This window comes from Rhodococcus sp. OS5 (assembly GCF_056837585.1).
The window spans coordinates 4613206-4630564 of the sequence record NZ_CM166368.1; the positions used below are offsets into that span (position 1 = coordinate 4613206).

The 17359-nt window shown below is 62.0% G+C and carries 15 protein-coding genes and 1 tRNA gene; 6 read left to right on the forward strand and 10 right to left on the reverse strand.

The genetic code is table 11. The features are described 5' to 3' along the window. Positions 1-80: 80 nt before the first annotated feature. From ACVZUB_RS21330 to ACVZUB_RS21365, 8 genes are all read right to left on the reverse strand, one after another. On the reverse strand, positions 81-2663 hold the full coding sequence (locus tag ACVZUB_RS21330) for a glycosyl hydrolase 2 galactose-binding domain-containing protein (protein WP_482627741.1): 2583 nt from the start codon (positions 2661-2663) through the stop codon (positions 81-83). A 2-nt stretch (positions 2664-2665) separates the two neighbouring features. Continuing rightward, a complete protein-coding gene (locus tag ACVZUB_RS21335) occupies positions 2666-3652 on the reverse strand; it encodes a DUF1839 family protein (protein WP_391590231.1) in 987 nt (328 codons plus the stop codon). Continuing rightward, positions 3652-4593 carry an amino acid--[acyl-carrier-protein] ligase gene (locus tag ACVZUB_RS21340; protein WP_058037013.1) on the reverse strand — a complete coding sequence of 314 codons (942 nt, stop codon included), beginning with the start codon at positions 4591-4593 and terminating at the stop codon, positions 3652-3654. The genes ACVZUB_RS21335 and ACVZUB_RS21340 overlap by 1 nt, the downstream gene beginning before the upstream one ends. Beyond that, on the reverse strand, positions 4590-5780 hold the full coding sequence (locus tag ACVZUB_RS21345; protein WP_003946288.1) for an acyl-CoA dehydrogenase family protein: 1191 nt from the start codon (positions 5778-5780) through the stop codon (positions 4590-4592). Before ACVZUB_RS21345 ends, ACVZUB_RS21340 begins: the two co-directional genes overlap by 4 nt. After that, on the reverse strand, positions 5777-6019 hold the full coding sequence (locus tag ACVZUB_RS21350; RefSeq protein WP_003946296.1) for an acyl carrier protein: 243 nt from the start codon (positions 6017-6019) through the stop codon (positions 5777-5779). Before ACVZUB_RS21350 ends, ACVZUB_RS21345 begins: the two co-directional genes overlap by 4 nt. Further along, complete coding sequence (locus tag ACVZUB_RS21355; RefSeq protein ID WP_003946314.1) at positions 6012-6458, reverse strand: holo-ACP synthase; 447 nt, start codon at positions 6456-6458, stop codon at positions 6012-6014. Before ACVZUB_RS21355 ends, ACVZUB_RS21350 begins: the two co-directional genes overlap by 8 nt. A gap of 285 nt (positions 6459-6743) precedes the next feature. Next, positions 6744-7385, reverse strand: coding sequence for a ScbR family autoregulator-binding transcription factor (locus tag ACVZUB_RS21360; protein WP_003946317.1), 642 nt, complete (start codon positions 7383-7385; stop codon positions 6744-6746). A gap of 189 nt (positions 7386-7574) precedes the next feature. Then, complete coding sequence (locus tag ACVZUB_RS21365) at positions 7575-8228, reverse strand: TetR/AcrR family transcriptional regulator (RefSeq protein WP_003946303.1); 654 nt, start codon at positions 8226-8228, stop codon at positions 7575-7577. 154 nt (positions 8229-8382) lie between these two features. Between ACVZUB_RS21365 and ACVZUB_RS21370 the strand changes: the two genes are divergently transcribed. The 6 genes from ACVZUB_RS21370 to ACVZUB_RS21395 all read left to right on the forward strand — a co-directional run bounded on the left by ACVZUB_RS21370 (position 8383) and on the right by ACVZUB_RS21395 (position 14477). Next, positions 8383-8453 (forward strand) — tRNA-Gln (locus tag ACVZUB_RS21370). Positions 8454-8530: 77 nt separating this feature from the next. Next, positions 8531-9982 carry a bifunctional UDP-N-acetylglucosamine diphosphorylase/glucosamine-1-phosphate N-acetyltransferase GlmU gene (gene glmU / locus ACVZUB_RS21375; protein ID WP_080726597.1) on the forward strand — a complete coding sequence of 484 codons (1452 nt, stop codon included), beginning with the start codon at positions 8531-8533 and terminating at the stop codon, positions 9980-9982. 71 nt (positions 9983-10053) lie between these two features. After that, positions 10054-11034 carry a ribose-phosphate diphosphokinase gene (locus ACVZUB_RS21380; protein WP_003946284.1) on the forward strand — a complete coding sequence of 327 codons (981 nt, stop codon included), beginning with the start codon at positions 10054-10056 and terminating at the stop codon, positions 11032-11034. 239 nt (positions 11035-11273) lie between these two features. Next, positions 11274-11930, forward strand: coding sequence for a hypothetical protein (locus tag ACVZUB_RS21385; RefSeq protein ID WP_482627742.1), 657 nt, complete (start codon positions 11274-11276; stop codon positions 11928-11930). Between the two features lie 79 nt (positions 11931-12009). After that, the gene (locus ACVZUB_RS21390; protein ID WP_218694759.1) at positions 12010-13590 is read left to right on the forward strand and encodes an SLC13 family permease; all 1581 of its coding nucleotides are present in this window, start codon (positions 12010-12012) and stop codon (positions 13588-13590) included. After that, entirely contained in the window at positions 13590-14477 is an 888-nt protein-coding gene (locus tag ACVZUB_RS21395; protein WP_276117266.1) for a cyclase family protein, read from the forward strand. The genes ACVZUB_RS21390 and ACVZUB_RS21395 overlap by 1 nt, the downstream gene beginning before the upstream one ends. Before the next feature lie 3 nt (positions 14478-14480). On the opposite strand, the gene ACVZUB_RS21400 is transcribed toward ACVZUB_RS21395, so the two are convergent. Next, positions 14481-15686 (reverse strand): PQQ-dependent sugar dehydrogenase, encoded by a 1206-nt coding sequence (locus ACVZUB_RS21400; protein ID WP_047270295.1) that lies wholly within the window; start codon positions 15684-15686, stop codon positions 14481-14483. Positions 15687-15794: 108 nt separating this feature from the next. Beyond that, a complete protein-coding gene (locus ACVZUB_RS21405; RefSeq protein ID WP_482627743.1) occupies positions 15795-17336 on the reverse strand; it encodes an HNH endonuclease signature motif containing protein in 1542 nt (513 codons plus the stop codon). Positions 17337-17359: the final 23 nt, after the last annotated feature.

The following is a 17359-nucleotide window of genomic DNA, read 5'->3' on the forward strand; positions in this document are numbered from 1 at the left end:
GCGCAATATCCCCACCGAGGCAGAGTTGTGCGCCGGTTCGATTCTATCGGTGTGCGATCTCGCAGCGCAGTCCGATCCGTTCAGTTTCCCGTAGCACTCGTCTTCTTCGACGTCCGCTTGGACGGCGAGGATTGTGTGACCGGAGTGATCGGCGGCGCCACGGCCACACTCACGTGCGAGTTGAGCGCCCGAACGCGACCGATCACCTTCGTCGCCTGACCGGTTCTCCGTAGGCGTACAGTCCTGCGACCGTTCGGCGCGAGGTGGAACCAGGAGTCTTCGGGCTCGAAGCCCTGCAGTTCGAGGGCAACGTATTGGGCGGAAGCATCCGTCGAGACGTCGACTACCCACTCTTCGTCACCGACGTTGCGCGCTGTGGCAACAAGTCCGACCGATCGCTCGCGAGGCCGCGCCGAGCCACCCAGGAGGTGGACCACTTCGTCCACCATCTCGCCGTCTTCGTCTTCGAGTGTGACGGTGACGGCGTCGTATGTCCGCGCCCCGAAACGAAAGACGTGAGTGAGGTCGGTGAAACGTCCGACAAGGCTGTCCACGGACCAGGTCAGACTTGAATGCGCTTCCACCTTGACCGGTAGCGCGACGTCGACCGGGACGACACCTGACCGACTGTGCGCTCGAAACCTGATCTCGCCGACGACAGGTTCGGCGGTCTCGTTGATCGCGTCGAGCCTCAATCCGTCCATACCGTCGTCCGTGACGAGGAGCGCAATCGGTTTGGCGCTCCTACGGAGCACGAACCACGGAGCTTTGGGGCTGCCGCTCCAATCGAGGACCCCCCATCCCGGTCCGGGCTCCAGGTCTCGCAGTGCGAGTGTCAAGGCGCCGTCGCACCGAGAGTCCGGGCGACGCCAGTATCCGAGCGTCGATGCGAACGCCTCACATACAGCTGCTCGCCCCAGGTCGAGATAGCGTTCCGGGTCGGACCACCGGACTTCACGAGCGTCTTCGCCGAAAAGCGCGTGGACGTAGTGGTCCCGAACATCCTCGAAATCCCACGACGATCCGTTGTCCCTAGGCACCGCGGCTTTCCATGCCGGGTGGTGCCCCGCGACGGCGAGTGAACCGAATTCGTTCTCGATCACGGCATTCGACGGTGGAATCGAAAATGCCAATGATTCGGTCGCAAAACGTACTCGCGCGCTGAGCACGTCGGCCAGTGGACGACGATAGGCACCCACCCCGAAGTAGTGAGCGACCCCGCTTCCGACATGCGTTGCCAATTGCTCGCCCCCGCGAGGCGCCGAGGGGGACGACGTCACGTACTCGAGTTCGGGTGCCACCGTCGAGATCAAGTCCGGCAGTCTCGAATGAATGAGCGGGATGTGCTGATCGACCAAGCCCAGCATGGTCGGCTGCTGTTCGGTCTCGCTGCCGCCGCAGAAGACTGCCAAAGCGGGATTTCCGCGCACTCTGTGCAAGAACTCGGTGACCTCGGTGGCAACGAGTTCGAAGAATTCGTCGGTGTCGGGCGGATCGAGCGTCGCCAACATCATGTCCTGCCACACGAGAATGCCCAGTCGCGCGCATTCCTCCCAGAAGTGGTCGCTCTCGTAGACCATCGTCCCCGGGATTCGAATCATGTTCAGTCCCGCCTCTGCCAGGCGTTCCAAGACACGAGTGGTGCCGGCGTCGCCTTGAAGCGAGATCGGGTCGGTCGGCACCCACACCGAACCACGGCAGTACACCCGGATGCCGTTGACATACAAACGGAATCCACCATCGGATCTGTCGACCTCCACCGTCCGGAAGCCAACTGAACCGAGATGCTCGGAGAGTCCGACCGCTTCCATCGTCACCCGATAAGTGCGCGGGGTGCCATGAGTGTGCGGCCACCACAACTGCGCGTCCGGCACTTCGACGACGCCGGACACCTCGAGAAATCCATCCGGTCCGGCGGATACAGCCAATTGCCGCGAGTGTTCGCCGACACGCACGGTCACGTACTCCAGCGAGGCCGGCAATCCGGTGAGCCGAGCACTGACGGCAACGCGACCGGTTGTGCCGTCAACACTCGCATGCTTGACAGCAGAGACTACGGCGACAATCCCCTTGTCCAACAAGCGGATACCCCGCCACGGACCCACCGGTACCGGCACACCACTGAACACGGGAGCCATACCGAGCATCGTGGTTCGGATCCACCGAAGGCCCTGCTCACGGACCATCGACGAGCGCCAACGTCCTCGAGGACGCCTCGATCTCAAAATCGCGGAGAGAGAATGAAAATGAACAGCCACCTGGACACGTTTACCAGCGCCGACTCCGGCCGGAATGCTCACTTCCCCAGGTGCGAACATGGATTCAGTGGACGCGACACGGACACCGCCGATCCAGACATCCGCAAACGCCGTCATACCGTCGAACTGGAGCAGCCACGACCCCTCACCAGTCGTGGCCACGGTAGTCACGAACCACCAGTCCGACGATGAAACGGATGATTCTGAAACAGACGACGAAACGGACTTTGTGCGTCCGGCGTCCGTTTGCGCCGCACGTAACGCACCGACGACTGTTCCAGGCACGGACGCTGCGACCCACTCGGTCACGGCTTCGAGGGCATCCGGGTCAGATATGGATCCGGGTTCGGTTGCAGCGCATCGCCATATCGCGCCGGCCAGCAGGTCTGCTGACGAACGTGGCACTGTCAGACCAACCTCAGGTGTCGATGCGAGTCGACGCCGACTGTGTCGGCAACGATTTCCATCGCCCTCTTCCACGACACGGCCATCTCGTCGAGTTGCTCACGCGGGTCCACCGCGCGGCCCCTGGAGGCACGCGCCATCTGAAACTGCACGCTCTTGGCACCGGATGCCACTTTGCGGAAATCTGGCGCAGCTTCGCCTGTCCCGGAGAAACCTGCAGTGTCCAAGAACTCGCTGGCGTCGGCGGCCAGCTCCGCGCTGGCCCCGCACTGACGAAGTAGCCCGAAGGACCAGAGGTGAAACGCATCCATACCCGCCCCCTGCACCCATTCGAGGTCTTCGATCACCTTGCGTCCCAGCTCTCGCACGGGATTACCCACCGCTCGAACCGCTACATTCCGCCGAGCCACTTCGGCGATGTTTCCGGCGTTGGTCGCGTGAACCGGATTCAACCTGATCTGTTCGACATAGGGCACGAACGAAGGAAGTGAGGAACGATCGAGATCGAAGACGCCGGAGAAATCGTCGCCTCGCAGCAAGTAGTACCCGCTGTTGTGAAAGTACTCGAGCTCGCCGGCAACGCGATCGATCCGATTGGGCACGATCGTGGTCTTGGTGTGCCCCTCGTGATAACTCGTTCCAAGAGTGTCGGGAAGCCAGTATCCGTCCACTTCAACCGTCGACAGCATCCCAACCGCGAGGTTGTCCTCGACATGGATCAGCGGTGCCCGCCAGACGTTCATCTCGGCGACTTCGATTCCGTACAGCGCGTAGATGTCCTCGGCCTTGAGCTTGAGGAACGTCCACTGAGTCCCGTCGAACCGCGACGAGAAGGCACATGCCAATGCCGGGACGGGGTCCAATCCCAGCGAATGCAACACTTCGATCCACAGATCCGTGTAGCAGTTGGTCTGCGCCCACACGCGGTCGTCCTGATGCAACGAATGGGGCCTGTAGCGATCAGGTGAAATGTCGATGAGCCGTAACATCAGATGCCCATTCGTTCACGAACGGAGGTTGGCCATGCAGCCACGTCAAGACCATGAGTCCGCAACAAGGACAACGCGATTCGCTCCATCCCGAAGCCGACGCACGAGCTGTGTGCCACCTCCCCCTCCGCCGTTCGGATGTCGAAGTTGACACCGAAATGGTCGAGATGGTTGTTCGAGGACACGATCGCCGTGCCCTCGTCGAGATCTCCGTAGAGCCGAACTGTCAGTTCCGTCTTGAGATTCTCTTCACGCTGGTTGGCTGCAAGCATCTTTCCGGCGCGCCCGAAGAAAGGATCATTGGCGATCACCGGGGTAGCGTCGAGTTCGAGCCGGCCGAGCACCTCGAGCCCCCGCTCGATCCAGTGCTCGCGATGCGCTCGCGCTGCCGCGGCGTCACCGATCGTCACGAACTCGTGCATCCGAAACGCTTGCATGCGAGCCGGATCGATGGCCGGTTCGTGCCGGAAGCAAAAACCGTAGATGTCCAGCAGCACGCCGCCTTCGGGCAGAACTCCGGTGTACCGCGCATAGGCAGGATGGCACGCTGCGGACACGAGCATGGTCTCGGTCGGCTCGAGGTGGCGGTCCCACGATTGTCCCTCGGCGCGATCGGCCAGCAGTCGCGCGTGATCGCGATTGGAACCGGCGAAGGTGTTGATGGCGCCGGTGAGGTTGGGAAACGAAGCGATGTAGTCGGTGCGCTCGAAACTGCTCCGCGGGAACACCGGCGGGAACCGCAGCCGAGTCGCGGCGTCGCCTGGCCCCGCTGCAATCACCACTCGGTCGATACCGTCGACGATGTCCTCGAACACGCCGGAACGCCCGTAGAGTCCCGGCACCTCCGTCTCGACGAGAAGTCCTTCGACGAGCAGTTCACGTTGAAATGCAGCCCGGGCCCGATCCAGATCGGTCTCGCCTGTCACAGTCTCGTTCGTCATAGCGTTCCCCGGTATCCGATAGCCATGTGCGCTGAACCTGCCATGATTCGATCGTTGTTCACCATCACCGCTGCGCCGTGCGCGTCACGAAGGTGCCGACCGAGCGAAAATTCGGTGTCCTCGCGATATCCCGAGATTCCACAGATCAACATTGTCTGCCCCACGATTTCCACCACCGCTGTCGACGCTGTGACTTTCAGGTTGTTCATCGCGAGCGAAAATCCCACCGCTCCCGTCGCCTCGAAATCGGCAACGCCTTCCTCCGCGTGGACTGCGCGGTCGTACCTGCGCGCAGAGGCACCGACGAGATCGGCGAATTGTTGTGCCGAAGCGGCAACTTCGGCGAGCCGCAGCGCTCCGGGGGAAGTGACCCCGGGCTGCTTGCGGGCGGCGGCACGCACGTACTTGCGCGCCTTCTCGACTGCAGCGTCGGCAATTCCCAACCACACCGAACTCCAGACGACGTGCGAGACCGGAAGCATCGTGTGGGTGGAGATATCGGAATACGGTACGCCGGCGACCATCTCCGGCGTCGAGGTGGCCCGAAGGATGTAACCGAGACTGCAAGTACCCCTCAGCCCCAGCGTGTTCCACTCGGTGGTGCGTTCGAGCGTCAGGTCTGGGGTACGACACACCACGAGAACCTGATCGTTCGGCTGACTCTCCGGTGTTCGCCGAGCCGTCACGACTATCGCGTCGGAGTGTTCACCGTACGAAATGACAGGCGCGTTCTTGATCAACAGCAGGTGACCGCCCAAGTCTTCCACCGCGCAGTAACTCCGGCTGACGTCACCACCGATTCCCAGCTCAGTGGTTGCCGATGCCAACAGCAATTGCTTGTCGACCGTTTCTTCGACAAACTCGCGTAGTGCTTCGGTGTTGCCGTGCTTGACCAACGAGTATATCTGCGTCTGATGCATCGCAAAAATCATTCCGCTTGCTGCACAGCGCGTTCCGATCACACGGGCGATCTGCGACACTTCCTGCAGCGAGAGCCCTTCGCCGCCTAGTTCCCTCGGCACAGCTACGGACAGCAGCCGTTCGCTTCGCATGGCGTCGACAGCTTCACGCGGAAACCTTGCTTCTGCATCGACTTCGTCGGCCCACACCGCTGCAACTTCGTCGGCCAACCGTGCGGCCCGCTCGAGGGCCGTTCCGGTGGAGCACTGCGATTGCGGAGCGTTCATGCAGCACCCAACTCCGTCAACGCACCCTCGATCGCCTTGACGCTTGCGAAAGTACTCTTCCGCAACAACTCGTCAGGGAACTCGATGTCGAACGAATCCTCCAGCGCCAACATGACATTCACGCTCGCGTGCGACGTCAAACCCAACTCGTAAAGATCGGCCTCTCCGTCGATCGTGCTCACGTCGACTGCCAGCCGACCGTGCTCGACGAGCACTTTCCGAATTGCCTGATCAATCATCAGCGATGTCGTCCTTCTTTTCGATGCGAGCGCCCGAGCGTGTTGCGATCACCATTGCGATGGCCACGTCCGCTTCGTGCGAGATAGATACTTGAAAATCGTGCAGATCCTGGGCCCGCGCGAGTTCCGCGGCATTACCGGACAGTGTCACCCCACAGCCACCCCACTCGGCCCGAGTGATTTCGATGGAACTCCACGGAACGGGAACGTCACCAGGCCGCAGTACCTTCACCACAGCCTCTTTGGCGGCGAAACGTGCAGCCAATCGTTGATCCCGCGCCGGCCCGGCGCACGTCTGCAATTCGTGCGGGGTGAAGGTCCGATCGAGATACCTCCGCCCGAAGAGTTCAATACTTCGAGTGACATCCACGACGTTCACTACGTCACAGCCGATCCGCGGGCCGATGTCGAGCATCGGCGTCGGCGCAGTGTCACCCATCTGTCGACTCCCCATCTGGGGTCGTACACGCCGGGCAGCCCCCTATGCTGCCCGGTGCGCCGACGCCGTCACCCTGCCCTGACAAACCTTCATTCTCAGCAATTCTTCAGCTACCGATAGAACATACCGCAATCCGAAGATTGACGGCAAGATCGGACTTCCAGATTCCCATCAACACTATAAACATACTCTTAGTTTGTTTCGAATGCAGAACAAAGAGAGCAATGTCCCTACCAGGACATTTGCAGCAAATTGACCAAGGAGCAGTGCGGAGAGCCAGTGATTTCAGTGATCACTGGCAAGGCGACGGGCCGCGAATTGCCTGAAGTACTCCACTTTCGATTCCGGGACCACGATCGGAAGTATCAGGTTCCACGATGCCTTCATGGAGTCCGAAAGCTCACGAACGGTCCCGGTCGCGGCTGCCATCAGCCGAACTCCCGACGCAACTTCCAACAGGAAACGAGCAATGTCAGCAGAATCCGCGTCCGAACGCAGATCACCTTCGTCGGCGGCACGGCTGGCAAGTTCACGGTAAATGTCGAGCCACACGTCCAGAGTCGCCGGCCCGGAGCCCCGATAGTCCCCGATCTCGACCAACAAGCGGAACGTCGCTCTAACCATGGCGTCATGCGCACCGATGTCGACGATGACCGACGAAATACCGATCAGTGACTCGAGTGCGGGAGTTCGACGGTCCAACCAGAGCTCACATTTTGCGTCGAAACGTGCCGAACCCTCGTCTATCACCGCCCGCGCGAGTTCTTCCTTGGACCCGAAATGGAAGTACAGGGCGCCTTTGGTCACCTGCGACTCGGCGATGATCTCGCTCAAGCTGGCATTGGCATAGCCCAGGCGCAAGAACACACCCGCTGCTCCGCGCAGCACCGAATCACGGGTGGCTTCTGCCCGCTCTTGCCTCACCATCGATCCGGCCTCCAATCACCACACATCGAACGAATTCTTGGTCTTAACCGTTCACAGCGTCAAAATGGATGGCACGGTTCGGCATTCAACCCACCCTGCAAACAAATGAGACATTTGCCCATCAAACGATCGTGATACAGCGAACACAGCTTAGACCGCGATCCATCTCTGCGCGGCAGGCGCGCCTGGTTAACCCTCCAATTGTGGATCGGCTTCCAGATTCGTCAGCCCATTCCAACACAAATTCACGAGGTGAGCGGCGACAACTTCCTTCGACGGAGTCCGTTCGTCGAGCCACCAAGTAGCCGTAGTGGACACCATGCCGACAAGCGCCTGTGCGTACATCGTTGCTAGTCCGGGGTCGAAACCGCGTCTGGAGAAGTCCCCCGCCAACAGGTAGCCCACCTGACTGATCGCATCGTTGAGCAAGCTCGAATATGTCCCACTGGGCGCGACAACGGACGAATCGCGCACGAGTATCCGAAATCCGTCGGTGTGCTCTTCCACGTAGGTGAGCAAAGCCAACGCAACCCGCTCGACTCGAACTCTCGAGCGATTTTGTGAGAGCGAAGACGTGATCATCTCGAGGAGTCGCGACATCTCCCGGTCCACTACGACGGCGTACAGCCCCTCCTTGCCGCCGAAGTGCTCGTACACGACAGGCTTGGACACGTTCGCGCGCTGGGCGATCTCCTCGATCGAGGTCGCTTCGTATCCCCGTTCGGCGAACAATGCCCGCCCGATCTCGATCAGCTGTTGCCGACGTTGGGTACCGGTCATCCGGATCCGTGTCACTCGTTCGGGAACTGGATCCCCGCCACCCGAACCGGACACCGTCGCCATTGTCTTCCTCTCGCCGACACACAAATCACTGCTGTGGACGCTCAGCCTATCGGGACTTCAGGGGCCCGATCGGAGGAGCGGTTCGACCTACGGCGGGTCGGCATGCGATTATTCTTTCGCGCGTTCGGCCGCAAGGCTCGGCAATGCGTGGCAATCCGCCGTGGTGTAATGGCAGCACCTCTGATTTTGGTTCAGATAGTTCAGGTTCGAGTCCTGGCGGCGGAGCTGGTGAACAACATGCTTTCCCGAGCGGAAATGTATGTCTTGATCGACAGTTTGATCGACAGAGGGAGCTCAAACCAGTGCAGACCGCCGTGATCGTTCTCGCAGCGGGTGCCGGTACACGAATGAAGTCGAAGACTCCCAAGGTCCTCCACACTCTCGCCGGACGCAGCATGCTGGCACATTCGCTTCACGCGGCAACCTCACTGAATCCCACGCACCTGGTGACCGTCGTCGGTCACGATCGTGAGCGTGTCACCGAAGCCGTGAACGCAGTCGCCGGGGAACTGGACCGTTCCGTCACCGTCGCCGTTCAGGACGAGCAGAAGGGCACCGGGCACGCTGTCAGTTGTGGGCTCGAGGGGTTGCCGGCCGACTTCTCCGGGACCGTACTCGTCACAGCCGCCGACGTGCCTCTGCTCGACGGCAAGACCATCGCAGACCTCCTCGCCCAGCACACGGCTGCTCCCGCGGCCGCGGTGACGGTGTTGACGTCGACGGCCGTCGACCCCACCGGCTACGGGCGAATCCTTCGTACGACGGACGGCGAGGTGAACGCCATAGTCGAGGAGAAGGAAGCCACCGATTCGCAGCGCTCGATCACCGAAGTCAATTCAGGGGTCTACGCCTTCGACTTCGAAACTCTGCGCGACGCGCTGGCGTCCCTCGACTCCAACAACGCACAACACGAGTTCTATCTCACCGATGTGATCATGATCGCCCGTCGCGCGGGCAAGCGTGTTCGTGCTCAGCACATCGCGGATTCGGTTCTCGTCGCGGGGGCCAACGATCGCGTGCAGCTCTCGACGCTCGCCCGCGAGATGAACCGTCGGATCCTCGAGAAGTGGATGCGTGCCGGCGTCACCGTCGTCGATCCTGCGAGCACATGGATAGATTGCGGCGTGCACGTCGCACAGGACGTGACGCTCCTGCCCGGAGTTCAGTTGACCGGCACGACCTCGGTGGGCGAAGACGCCGTGATCGGCCCGGATACCACCTTGGACAACGTGAGAGTCGGTGAGCGCGCAGTAGTCGTCCGCTCGCACGGGACCGACTCCGTTGTCGGCGCGGATGCGACTGTGGGCCCCTTCGCCTATCTCCGGCCTGGTACCCGCCTCGGGGCACACGGCAAGATCGGCGCCTACGTGGAAACCAAGAACGCGGATATCGGCGAGCATTCGAAGATTCCGCATCTTACCTACGTCGGCGACGCCACCATCGGCCATCACAGCAATATCGGAGCTTCGAGCGTCTTCGTCAATTACGACGGGGTGAACAAGAGCCGTACTGTGGTGGGGTCGCATGTCCGAACAGGCTCCGACACCATGTTCGTCGCCCCTCTCGTCGTGGGAGACGGCGCATACACGGGTGCGGGCACGGTCTTGAAGAACGACGTACCGCCTGGGGCGCTCGCCGTCTCGGGTGGGGTGCAGCGCAACATCGAGGGCTGGGTCCAGAAGAATCGTCCCGGCACACCCGCGGCCGATGCCGCTGCAGCAGCTGCACAACCTGACGGCCCTGCAACAACCTGACAGCCCTGCACAACAGACAGCACAGATCACCACCAGATCGACCGGCAAGTACAAAAGGACGGCATGAACCAGTGACTGCGAATTGGATCGACAACCAGAAGAACCTGATGTTGTTCTCGGGTCGCGCACATCCCGAGTTGGCGGAGCAGGTGGCGAAGGAACTCGACATCCGCGTCACCCCGCAGACCGCGCGCGACTTCGCGAACGGTGAGATCTTCGTTCGATTCGAAGAGTCGGTTCGCGGCTCCGATGCGTTCGTCCTGCAGAGTCATCCGGCACCGCTGAACACGTGGGTGATGGAGCAGCTCATCATGATCGACGCTCTCAAGCGTGGATCGGCAAAGCGCATCACCGCCGTTCTTCCGTTCTACCCGTACGCCCGCCAGGACAAGAAGCATCGCGGACGCGAGCCGATCTCCGCTCGCCTGATTGCCGACCTGCTCAAGACCGCCGGCGCCGATCGCATCATCACGGTCGACCTGCATACCGATCAGATCCAGGGCTTTTTCGACGGCCCCGTCGATCACATGCACGCACACAGCCAGTTGGCCAACCACATTCGCGCGGGCTACAACCTCGAGAACATCACGGTGGTGTCCCCCGACTCGGGCCGCGTTCGTGTCGCCGAGAAGTGGGCCGACTCGCTCGGCGGAGCACCGCTGGCATTCATTCACAAGACGCGCGACCCGTTGGTACCCAACCAGGTCAAGTCCAACCGCGTCGTCGGTGAGGTCGAAGGTCGCACCTGCATCCTGATCGACGACATGATCGACACCGGCGGAACCATCGCCGGCGCGGTCAAGGTGCTCAAGGAAGCCGGCGCAGGTGACGTCGTCATCGCTGCAACCCACGGCGTCCTCTCCGACCCTGCGGCCGAGCGTCTGTCGACGTGTGGCGCGAAGGAAGTTGTTGTCACCAACACACTTCCGATCGACGAGTCGAAGAAGTTCCCGACGCTGACGGTGCTGTCCATCGCACCGCTGCTCGCTCGCACCATCAAGGAAGTTTTCGAGAACGGTTCTGTGACTTCGCTGTTCAACGGCAGCGCCTAGTCTCGCGCCGCACTACGGGCGCGTACCTGTGACTTCACGGTCACCGGTACGCGCCCGTCGTCGTCTTCGTGAACCTCTCAGAAACAGACCACCCGGTCATCATGAAACCACCTGTGGGACACACGAATACCGCCGAATGCGACGATTGGCATGATCTTGATCACGCTCCCGTCGAGAAACCCAGGTCGATGTTGGGGCGGTGTTCACCGCGCCGCAATCTTCGCCTAGTGTGGCTCGTCGTGATCGACGCGCAAACCCTGGAATCCCGGCCCGAATCTCATTCCCTGAATTCATCAGTTCCGACGATCCGGCGGTGGCGCCCAGGATCTTGTGTCTGGTGCGGAGACGACAACTCCGTGGACATGTTCCGCAACGAACCCCGCTGCGGAAAATGCCGTGAAAACGAAGGCATCATCGACGACGCCAAGCGCTTCCTCGGCATGTACGGTCTGCGCCCGCTCGGCGGCACGCTGCAGTCCGACGACGACGAAGAGCGCGAGTACCGCGTCAACGCACGCGAGGCACGCCGAGTCCTGAACGAGATCCGTATGGACGTCCTTCCTGATGCGGCCGCTGTTCGCAAGGCAATTCGGCCCCGCGCCGCAACGGTTGTCGCCGACACGTCACACGCACGCGCTTCCCGCCCCGCCAGCACGGGCACAGCGACGCGTGTTGCCGCTCCGGTCAAGACCGACACCGTGGACATCGACACGCTCCAGACGCGCGTCCTAGGGCTTCTCGATCAGCTCGGTTCGATCGACGAGCAGATCAAGGTCGCCGAACTCGCACAAGGGTTGCCGGCTCGCGCACGACTGAGCGATCTGAACAAGCAGAAGGCCACGGTTCTTCGCACGCTGGCCGCTCTCGAGAAGGCCCGCATCGCCGCCTCCAACTAATTCTCCTCGCGTCCGTCCCACGGCCCCGTCTCACTTGCGAGACGGGGCCGTTCTGTATGAGCAGGTACCTTTACGAATCGTGAATGACATCACCATCACTTTCGTCGTGCTTGCACTGGTCGTGGCGCTGTTCGTGATCGGGCGAATCCCGGTCGGCATCATCGCGATCGGCACTGCCCTGGCGCTGTACGCCACCGGTGTGATCACGATGGAGCAGGCGCTCGCCGGATTCGGCGATCCCACGGTGGTGTTCATCGCCGCGCTTTTTGTCGTCAGCGAAGCCCTCGACGCCACCGGTGTCACCACGTGGGCGGGCGAGAAACTGCTGGCGAAAGTCGGCGAATCCCGAGTCCGTCTCGTGAGTGCGATCATGTTGCTGGTTGCCGCGTTGACCGCATTGATCAGCGTCAACGGGGCCGTAGCCGCGTTGGTACCGATGGTGGTCGTCTTGGCGGTACGTCTCGGTAAATCGACGTCACAACTGCTTCTGCCGTTGGCATTTGCCGCCCATGCCGGATCGATGCTCACCTTGACCGGAACACCGGTCAACATCATCGTTTCCGAAGCCGCCGAGGAATCCGGGGCCGGTGCTTTCGGGTTCTTCAGTTTCACCTTGGTCGGTGCGCCGCTCGTATTGGGAACGATTGCGATCGCCGTACTTCTCGGTCCTCACGTCCTCCCCCATCGTGCGGGGACGTCGATGTCGCCTGACCTGAGCCGGCATGCCAAGACCCTCGCGAAGCAGTATCAGCTCATGGGAAAGGATGCGCCGTCCGCAGAGCCCTTGATCACCAAGCACGACGGCGTGGTCGAAGTGATCATCCCGCCGCGCTCGGAAATGATCGGCGACAGGGCTTTTCCGGGCATGGTGACCGACAGTGGAGATCTGGTGATACTCGCAGTCCAGCGCGCCGGTGAGGACTGCGGCCCCAAGGGCGTCAAGTTGGCGGCCGGTGACACGCTTCTCCTGCAAGGAAGCTGGGACGATCTCGACACCCACACCTCCGTCGATCCGAACGTCCTCGTGGTCGACGCACCTGCCCAGATCCGTAAGCAGGCAGCCCCGTTGGGAACCCGCGCGGTCATCGCTCTCGTCGTCGTCGCGGCGATGGTAGTGATGCTGACGTTCGGATTGGTGCCGTCCGCGATAGCCGGACTCCTCGCGGCATGTGCGATGGTGCTGCTACGAGTCATCAGCGTCGAGCAGGCGCATCGGTCCATCTCGTGGACCACGTTGATTCTCGTCGGCGGAATGATCCCGCTGTCGACCGCAATCCAGCAGACCGGCGCGGCCGAAAAGCTCGCGCATGCGTTTGTCGACGTCGTCGGTGGGGCAAGCCCGTATGTCGTCGTCGCTGGACTCTTCGTCGTGACGGCGACTCTGGGCCAGCTGATCAGCAACACTGCAACCGCGTTGATCATCACGCCGATCGCGATCTCGGTCGCCATCGAACTCGACATCTCGGTGCTGCCCCTTCTGATGACGGTCACCGTCGCTGCCGCGGCCTCCTTCCTGACGCCTGTAGCCACTCCCGCGAACATGATGGTGATGGGCCCTGGTGGTTACAAGTTCGGCGACTACTGGAAGCTCGGACTCCCGATGTTGTTGTGGTTCCTGATAGTTGCAACGGTGTTGATCCCAGTGATCTGGAGTTTCTGATGTGCTCACCGAAGGTCTTGTCGGAGGTCTACGAATCGATCGGACGCGAGGGCAGGAAGATCAGCCGTCGATCGATGTTCGCGGCGCTGGGCACCGGTGCCCTCGGCGCGACCGTCATGGCCGGCGCTGTACAGCCCGCTGCGTCGGCAACGCCATCGGGTCGGACCATTGTCGATCTGACACACGTACTGACGCCGGAGTTCCCGGTGTGGCCGGGCGCGCGCTCGTTCGAGATGAGGAACCTGGCGAAGATCGCCGACGCCGGCGGGTCTCTGGGCTCGCTCGGCTCCGCCGGGTCAGGTGGAAAGTTCTACCTCAACGAACTCCGCCTCGAGGAACACACGGGTACTCACATCGACGCGCCCGCACACGCCAGTGCGGACGGGATCACCGTCGAGAAGATTCCGGTTGCCGACCTCGTCGTACCGATTGCGGTCGTCGACATCAGCGCCCGCGCCGCCGCCGACCCTGACACATTGCTCACCCACCAGGACATCCTCGATTGGGAAGCCGTCCATGGGACGATCGCTCCCCGCAGCCTGGTCGCGATGAACTCGGGTTGGGATAACCGGGCCGGTGCCGGTGGCGCCTTCACGAATCGAGATCCACTCGGCGTGCAACACACACCGGGATTCAACCCCGAGGCGATCGACTTTCTCGTCCGCGAGCGCAACATCGTCGCCGTGGGCTCGGACACCCTCAGCATCGACGCGGGCCGAAGCACCACCCACGGGGCTCACCGAAGCGCTTTGGGCTCAGGAAAGTACGCAGTCGAAGCCCTCGCAAATCTGTCCGCACTTCCGGCCGTCGGCGCCACGGTGATGGTGGGAGCGCCGACGCATGCGGGTGGTTCCGGTGGTCCGTGCCGGGTCATCGCCTGGTACTGAAGATCAGGGCGTGGGCGTCACCCGCAGCACCTTGTCGCCGGCGCCGTTGTCGGTGGTCACCAGGAGCGAGCCGTCGGGCGTCGGGGTCACCGACCGCAAGCGACCGAACTGGTTCTCCAACCCGAAGGTCTGCGCGTCGACCGAGCGTCCATCGGCACTCAGGCGGAGGAAGATCAGTTCCTTGCTCTTGAGGCCACCCATTACGAGCGCACCGTCCCAGGCACCCCATGCAGCTCCACCGGTGAAGGCAGCGCTGGCGGTAGCCAACGTCGAGCTACCCGAACGCCACACCGCCGCAATTGCTCCCGGCACTCGCACGGGATCGGTCATCGGCACGGATTCGTCGTACGTTCCGGGAAGCCGATCCGGGCGGTAGCCGTAATTTCCGCCGGGGGTAAGCAGGTTGACTTCGTCGTCGACGCTTGTGCCCTGTTCAACCGAGTACACCCGGCCGGTTCCGGGTTGCACGGCCAAGCCTTGGACGTTGCGGTGCCCGAGCGTGTAGACCGGGCTGGAAGCATTCGGATTCCCCGCCGCCGGAGTTCCGTCGGCGTTGATGTGCAAGACCTTGCCGCCCAGCGAATTCGGATCCTGCGGGACGCTCGGCGTCGCGGTGTCACCCGTCCCGACGAACAGCGTTCCGTCCTGCGCCGCAAGAATTCGGCAACCCCCGTGACGCCCGGACGAGACCGGGATTCCTGGCAATACAGTTCCGGTTCGCGTGAGTGCGGTCCATCCGGCGTCGACGGTCCACGCGATCACTCGAACGTCCGTGACTCCCCCAGCACTGAATCCTTGGCAGGTGTACAGGGTGCGCGACTGAGCGAAGTCGCGAGCAAGCGCGATGCCCATGAGCCCGGTTTCGGACTGCGCGTAGAGATCCGAAAGGTCAGCAGCGACTGGACCTGTCGTGTTGTCGCCTCGGCGAACGAAGAATCCGCCGGATCGTTGTCCGGTCAGGATTGCACCGTCCGGGGCCGCCACCACGTCCCAGGGGTGGTCGAGTCCGTCGACCAGTGTGGTGACCGACAACTGCGGGAGGGTGTCCTCGATGGGTATGTCCGGGTCGTCGCTCCCCAACGATCCGGTGCTTCCGTTGCCGAAACTGCCGGGGTCGAAGGGGAATGGTTGAGCCACGCTCTGCGTTACCGGCATCACCAGTACTGCAGTCAGGGCCACGGTCAATGCGGCGAGCTTCGGATGACGCACGCGTTCTCCTCGGGTCGGAAACCGTTCTGCGCCTCACTATAAACAGACAAACACCATTTTTCGGGCCCTCTCGCTATACCCGCAGGCCACAGGAGAAACGAAACCCCTTCAGAAGTCGGCAAACTCCGGCAAAGCGTTCGCCAGTGGGGATGCGTTACGTCTTGATGCAGATCGTGCCTTCCGCCAGCCGGGCACACTCCAGTCCAGGAGGTATTCGAGATCCGCTTCCACTCCCCTGTCCCGAAGTCCGAAACGTCGTTCCAGCGCATCGTCGTCCGTCAAATGCAGTCTCGCCGCGTCGGGCAACCTCAGTTCGGGGTCACAGAATGGGCCTACGGGCGCGGTAACCGTTCGTCGTCCTGACGGATCTTTCCACTCCAGAAGACCACCTCCGATTTGCTTCACTGTCCACCTGCCAAACGTCTTCAGTCGGTGATGTTTTCGACACAGACAGGCCAAGTTCCGTTCTGCAGTGGGCCCTCCCTGAGCGGGGTTGCCGTGATCGAACGGCACCGTGTGATCGATATCGCAACTATCAGAACGCACAACACAATTCGGAAAGCGGCACGTACCGTCTCGCGTCCTAACAATCGTCGCCAACGCCGCGGACGGCTGGTACGTGGATTCACCGCGCCGCGAACCACTGTTCCTTCTCGAGCGATTATCCCTTGCCGCAGCGGGCAATATCTCCGGTGAGCGCATCGACCGACCCACGCCGAGCACCGGTCCGACTGCCCCCGCAGTCGAACAATGTTGCACCTCGGGCGGTGCAAGGGTGAGGACTCTCTGCCACGTGGCGTCCGCGGCGATCGCGCGCGCAAGGTCGGCATCGATGTGGCCGTACCCCTGCAAATAGCCTGGCAGGTCGTCGAATCCGAGCAGGGTGGAAGCGTTGACACCCACAAGAATTGTCGCAATCGGGAGCGCGGAGGTCTTCGTATCATCCCTACGGGTGCAATCGCCGTCGCACTGACAATCCAACGACGTCTTTCCTTCCGCCAATGCGATCAGTGCATCGGCACGCCGTTGCCCGAAAGTTCTCGGATCGGAACCACAGACCTGCATCGACATCGCACGGAGCCTGGTGGCCAAAGTCTGAGCGCCGACCGCTGGAAGCATTCCGTCCAGAGTCGACATACCGTCGTGCGACGCGCACGTCCGAACGTCCCGATCCGCCTCCGCACGAACTCGCCTGGCACGCACCCCATCAGGGTCGTGCCGAGCAATGAGACCTCGTGCGCGCGCCTTCAACTTGTTACCGGTTACACGGCAGGCACCGTCCACGAGGAGTCGCTCGATGTCATCGAGCGCGTGCTCGGAGACGTTGGCGAGAGCTTCGGACAGTGCCATCGCTTTGGCCAGATCGATGTCACCGCAAGCAAAAGCGGCCGCCACCCGCGGAAGTCGCCAGCGCAGGTCACATCCCAGTGCAATCATTTTCTGCGCGGCGTACTCCGTAATGCTCAGTATCGACGCGATCTCCACGTGCGCGAATTGACCCCGAAAAGCCTCATTGACTCCAACCGCGGCATCCTCCTCACAACGGTCCAAGTACAGCGCAGTGACCGCGTCGATCTCGAGGAAGTGGGCGCGCGCGATTTCCGCATGCTGCCGAAACAGCGCGTCCGCGGAAGTCTTCGATTCGAACATATGAGCGATTCTACGGGCGCCCA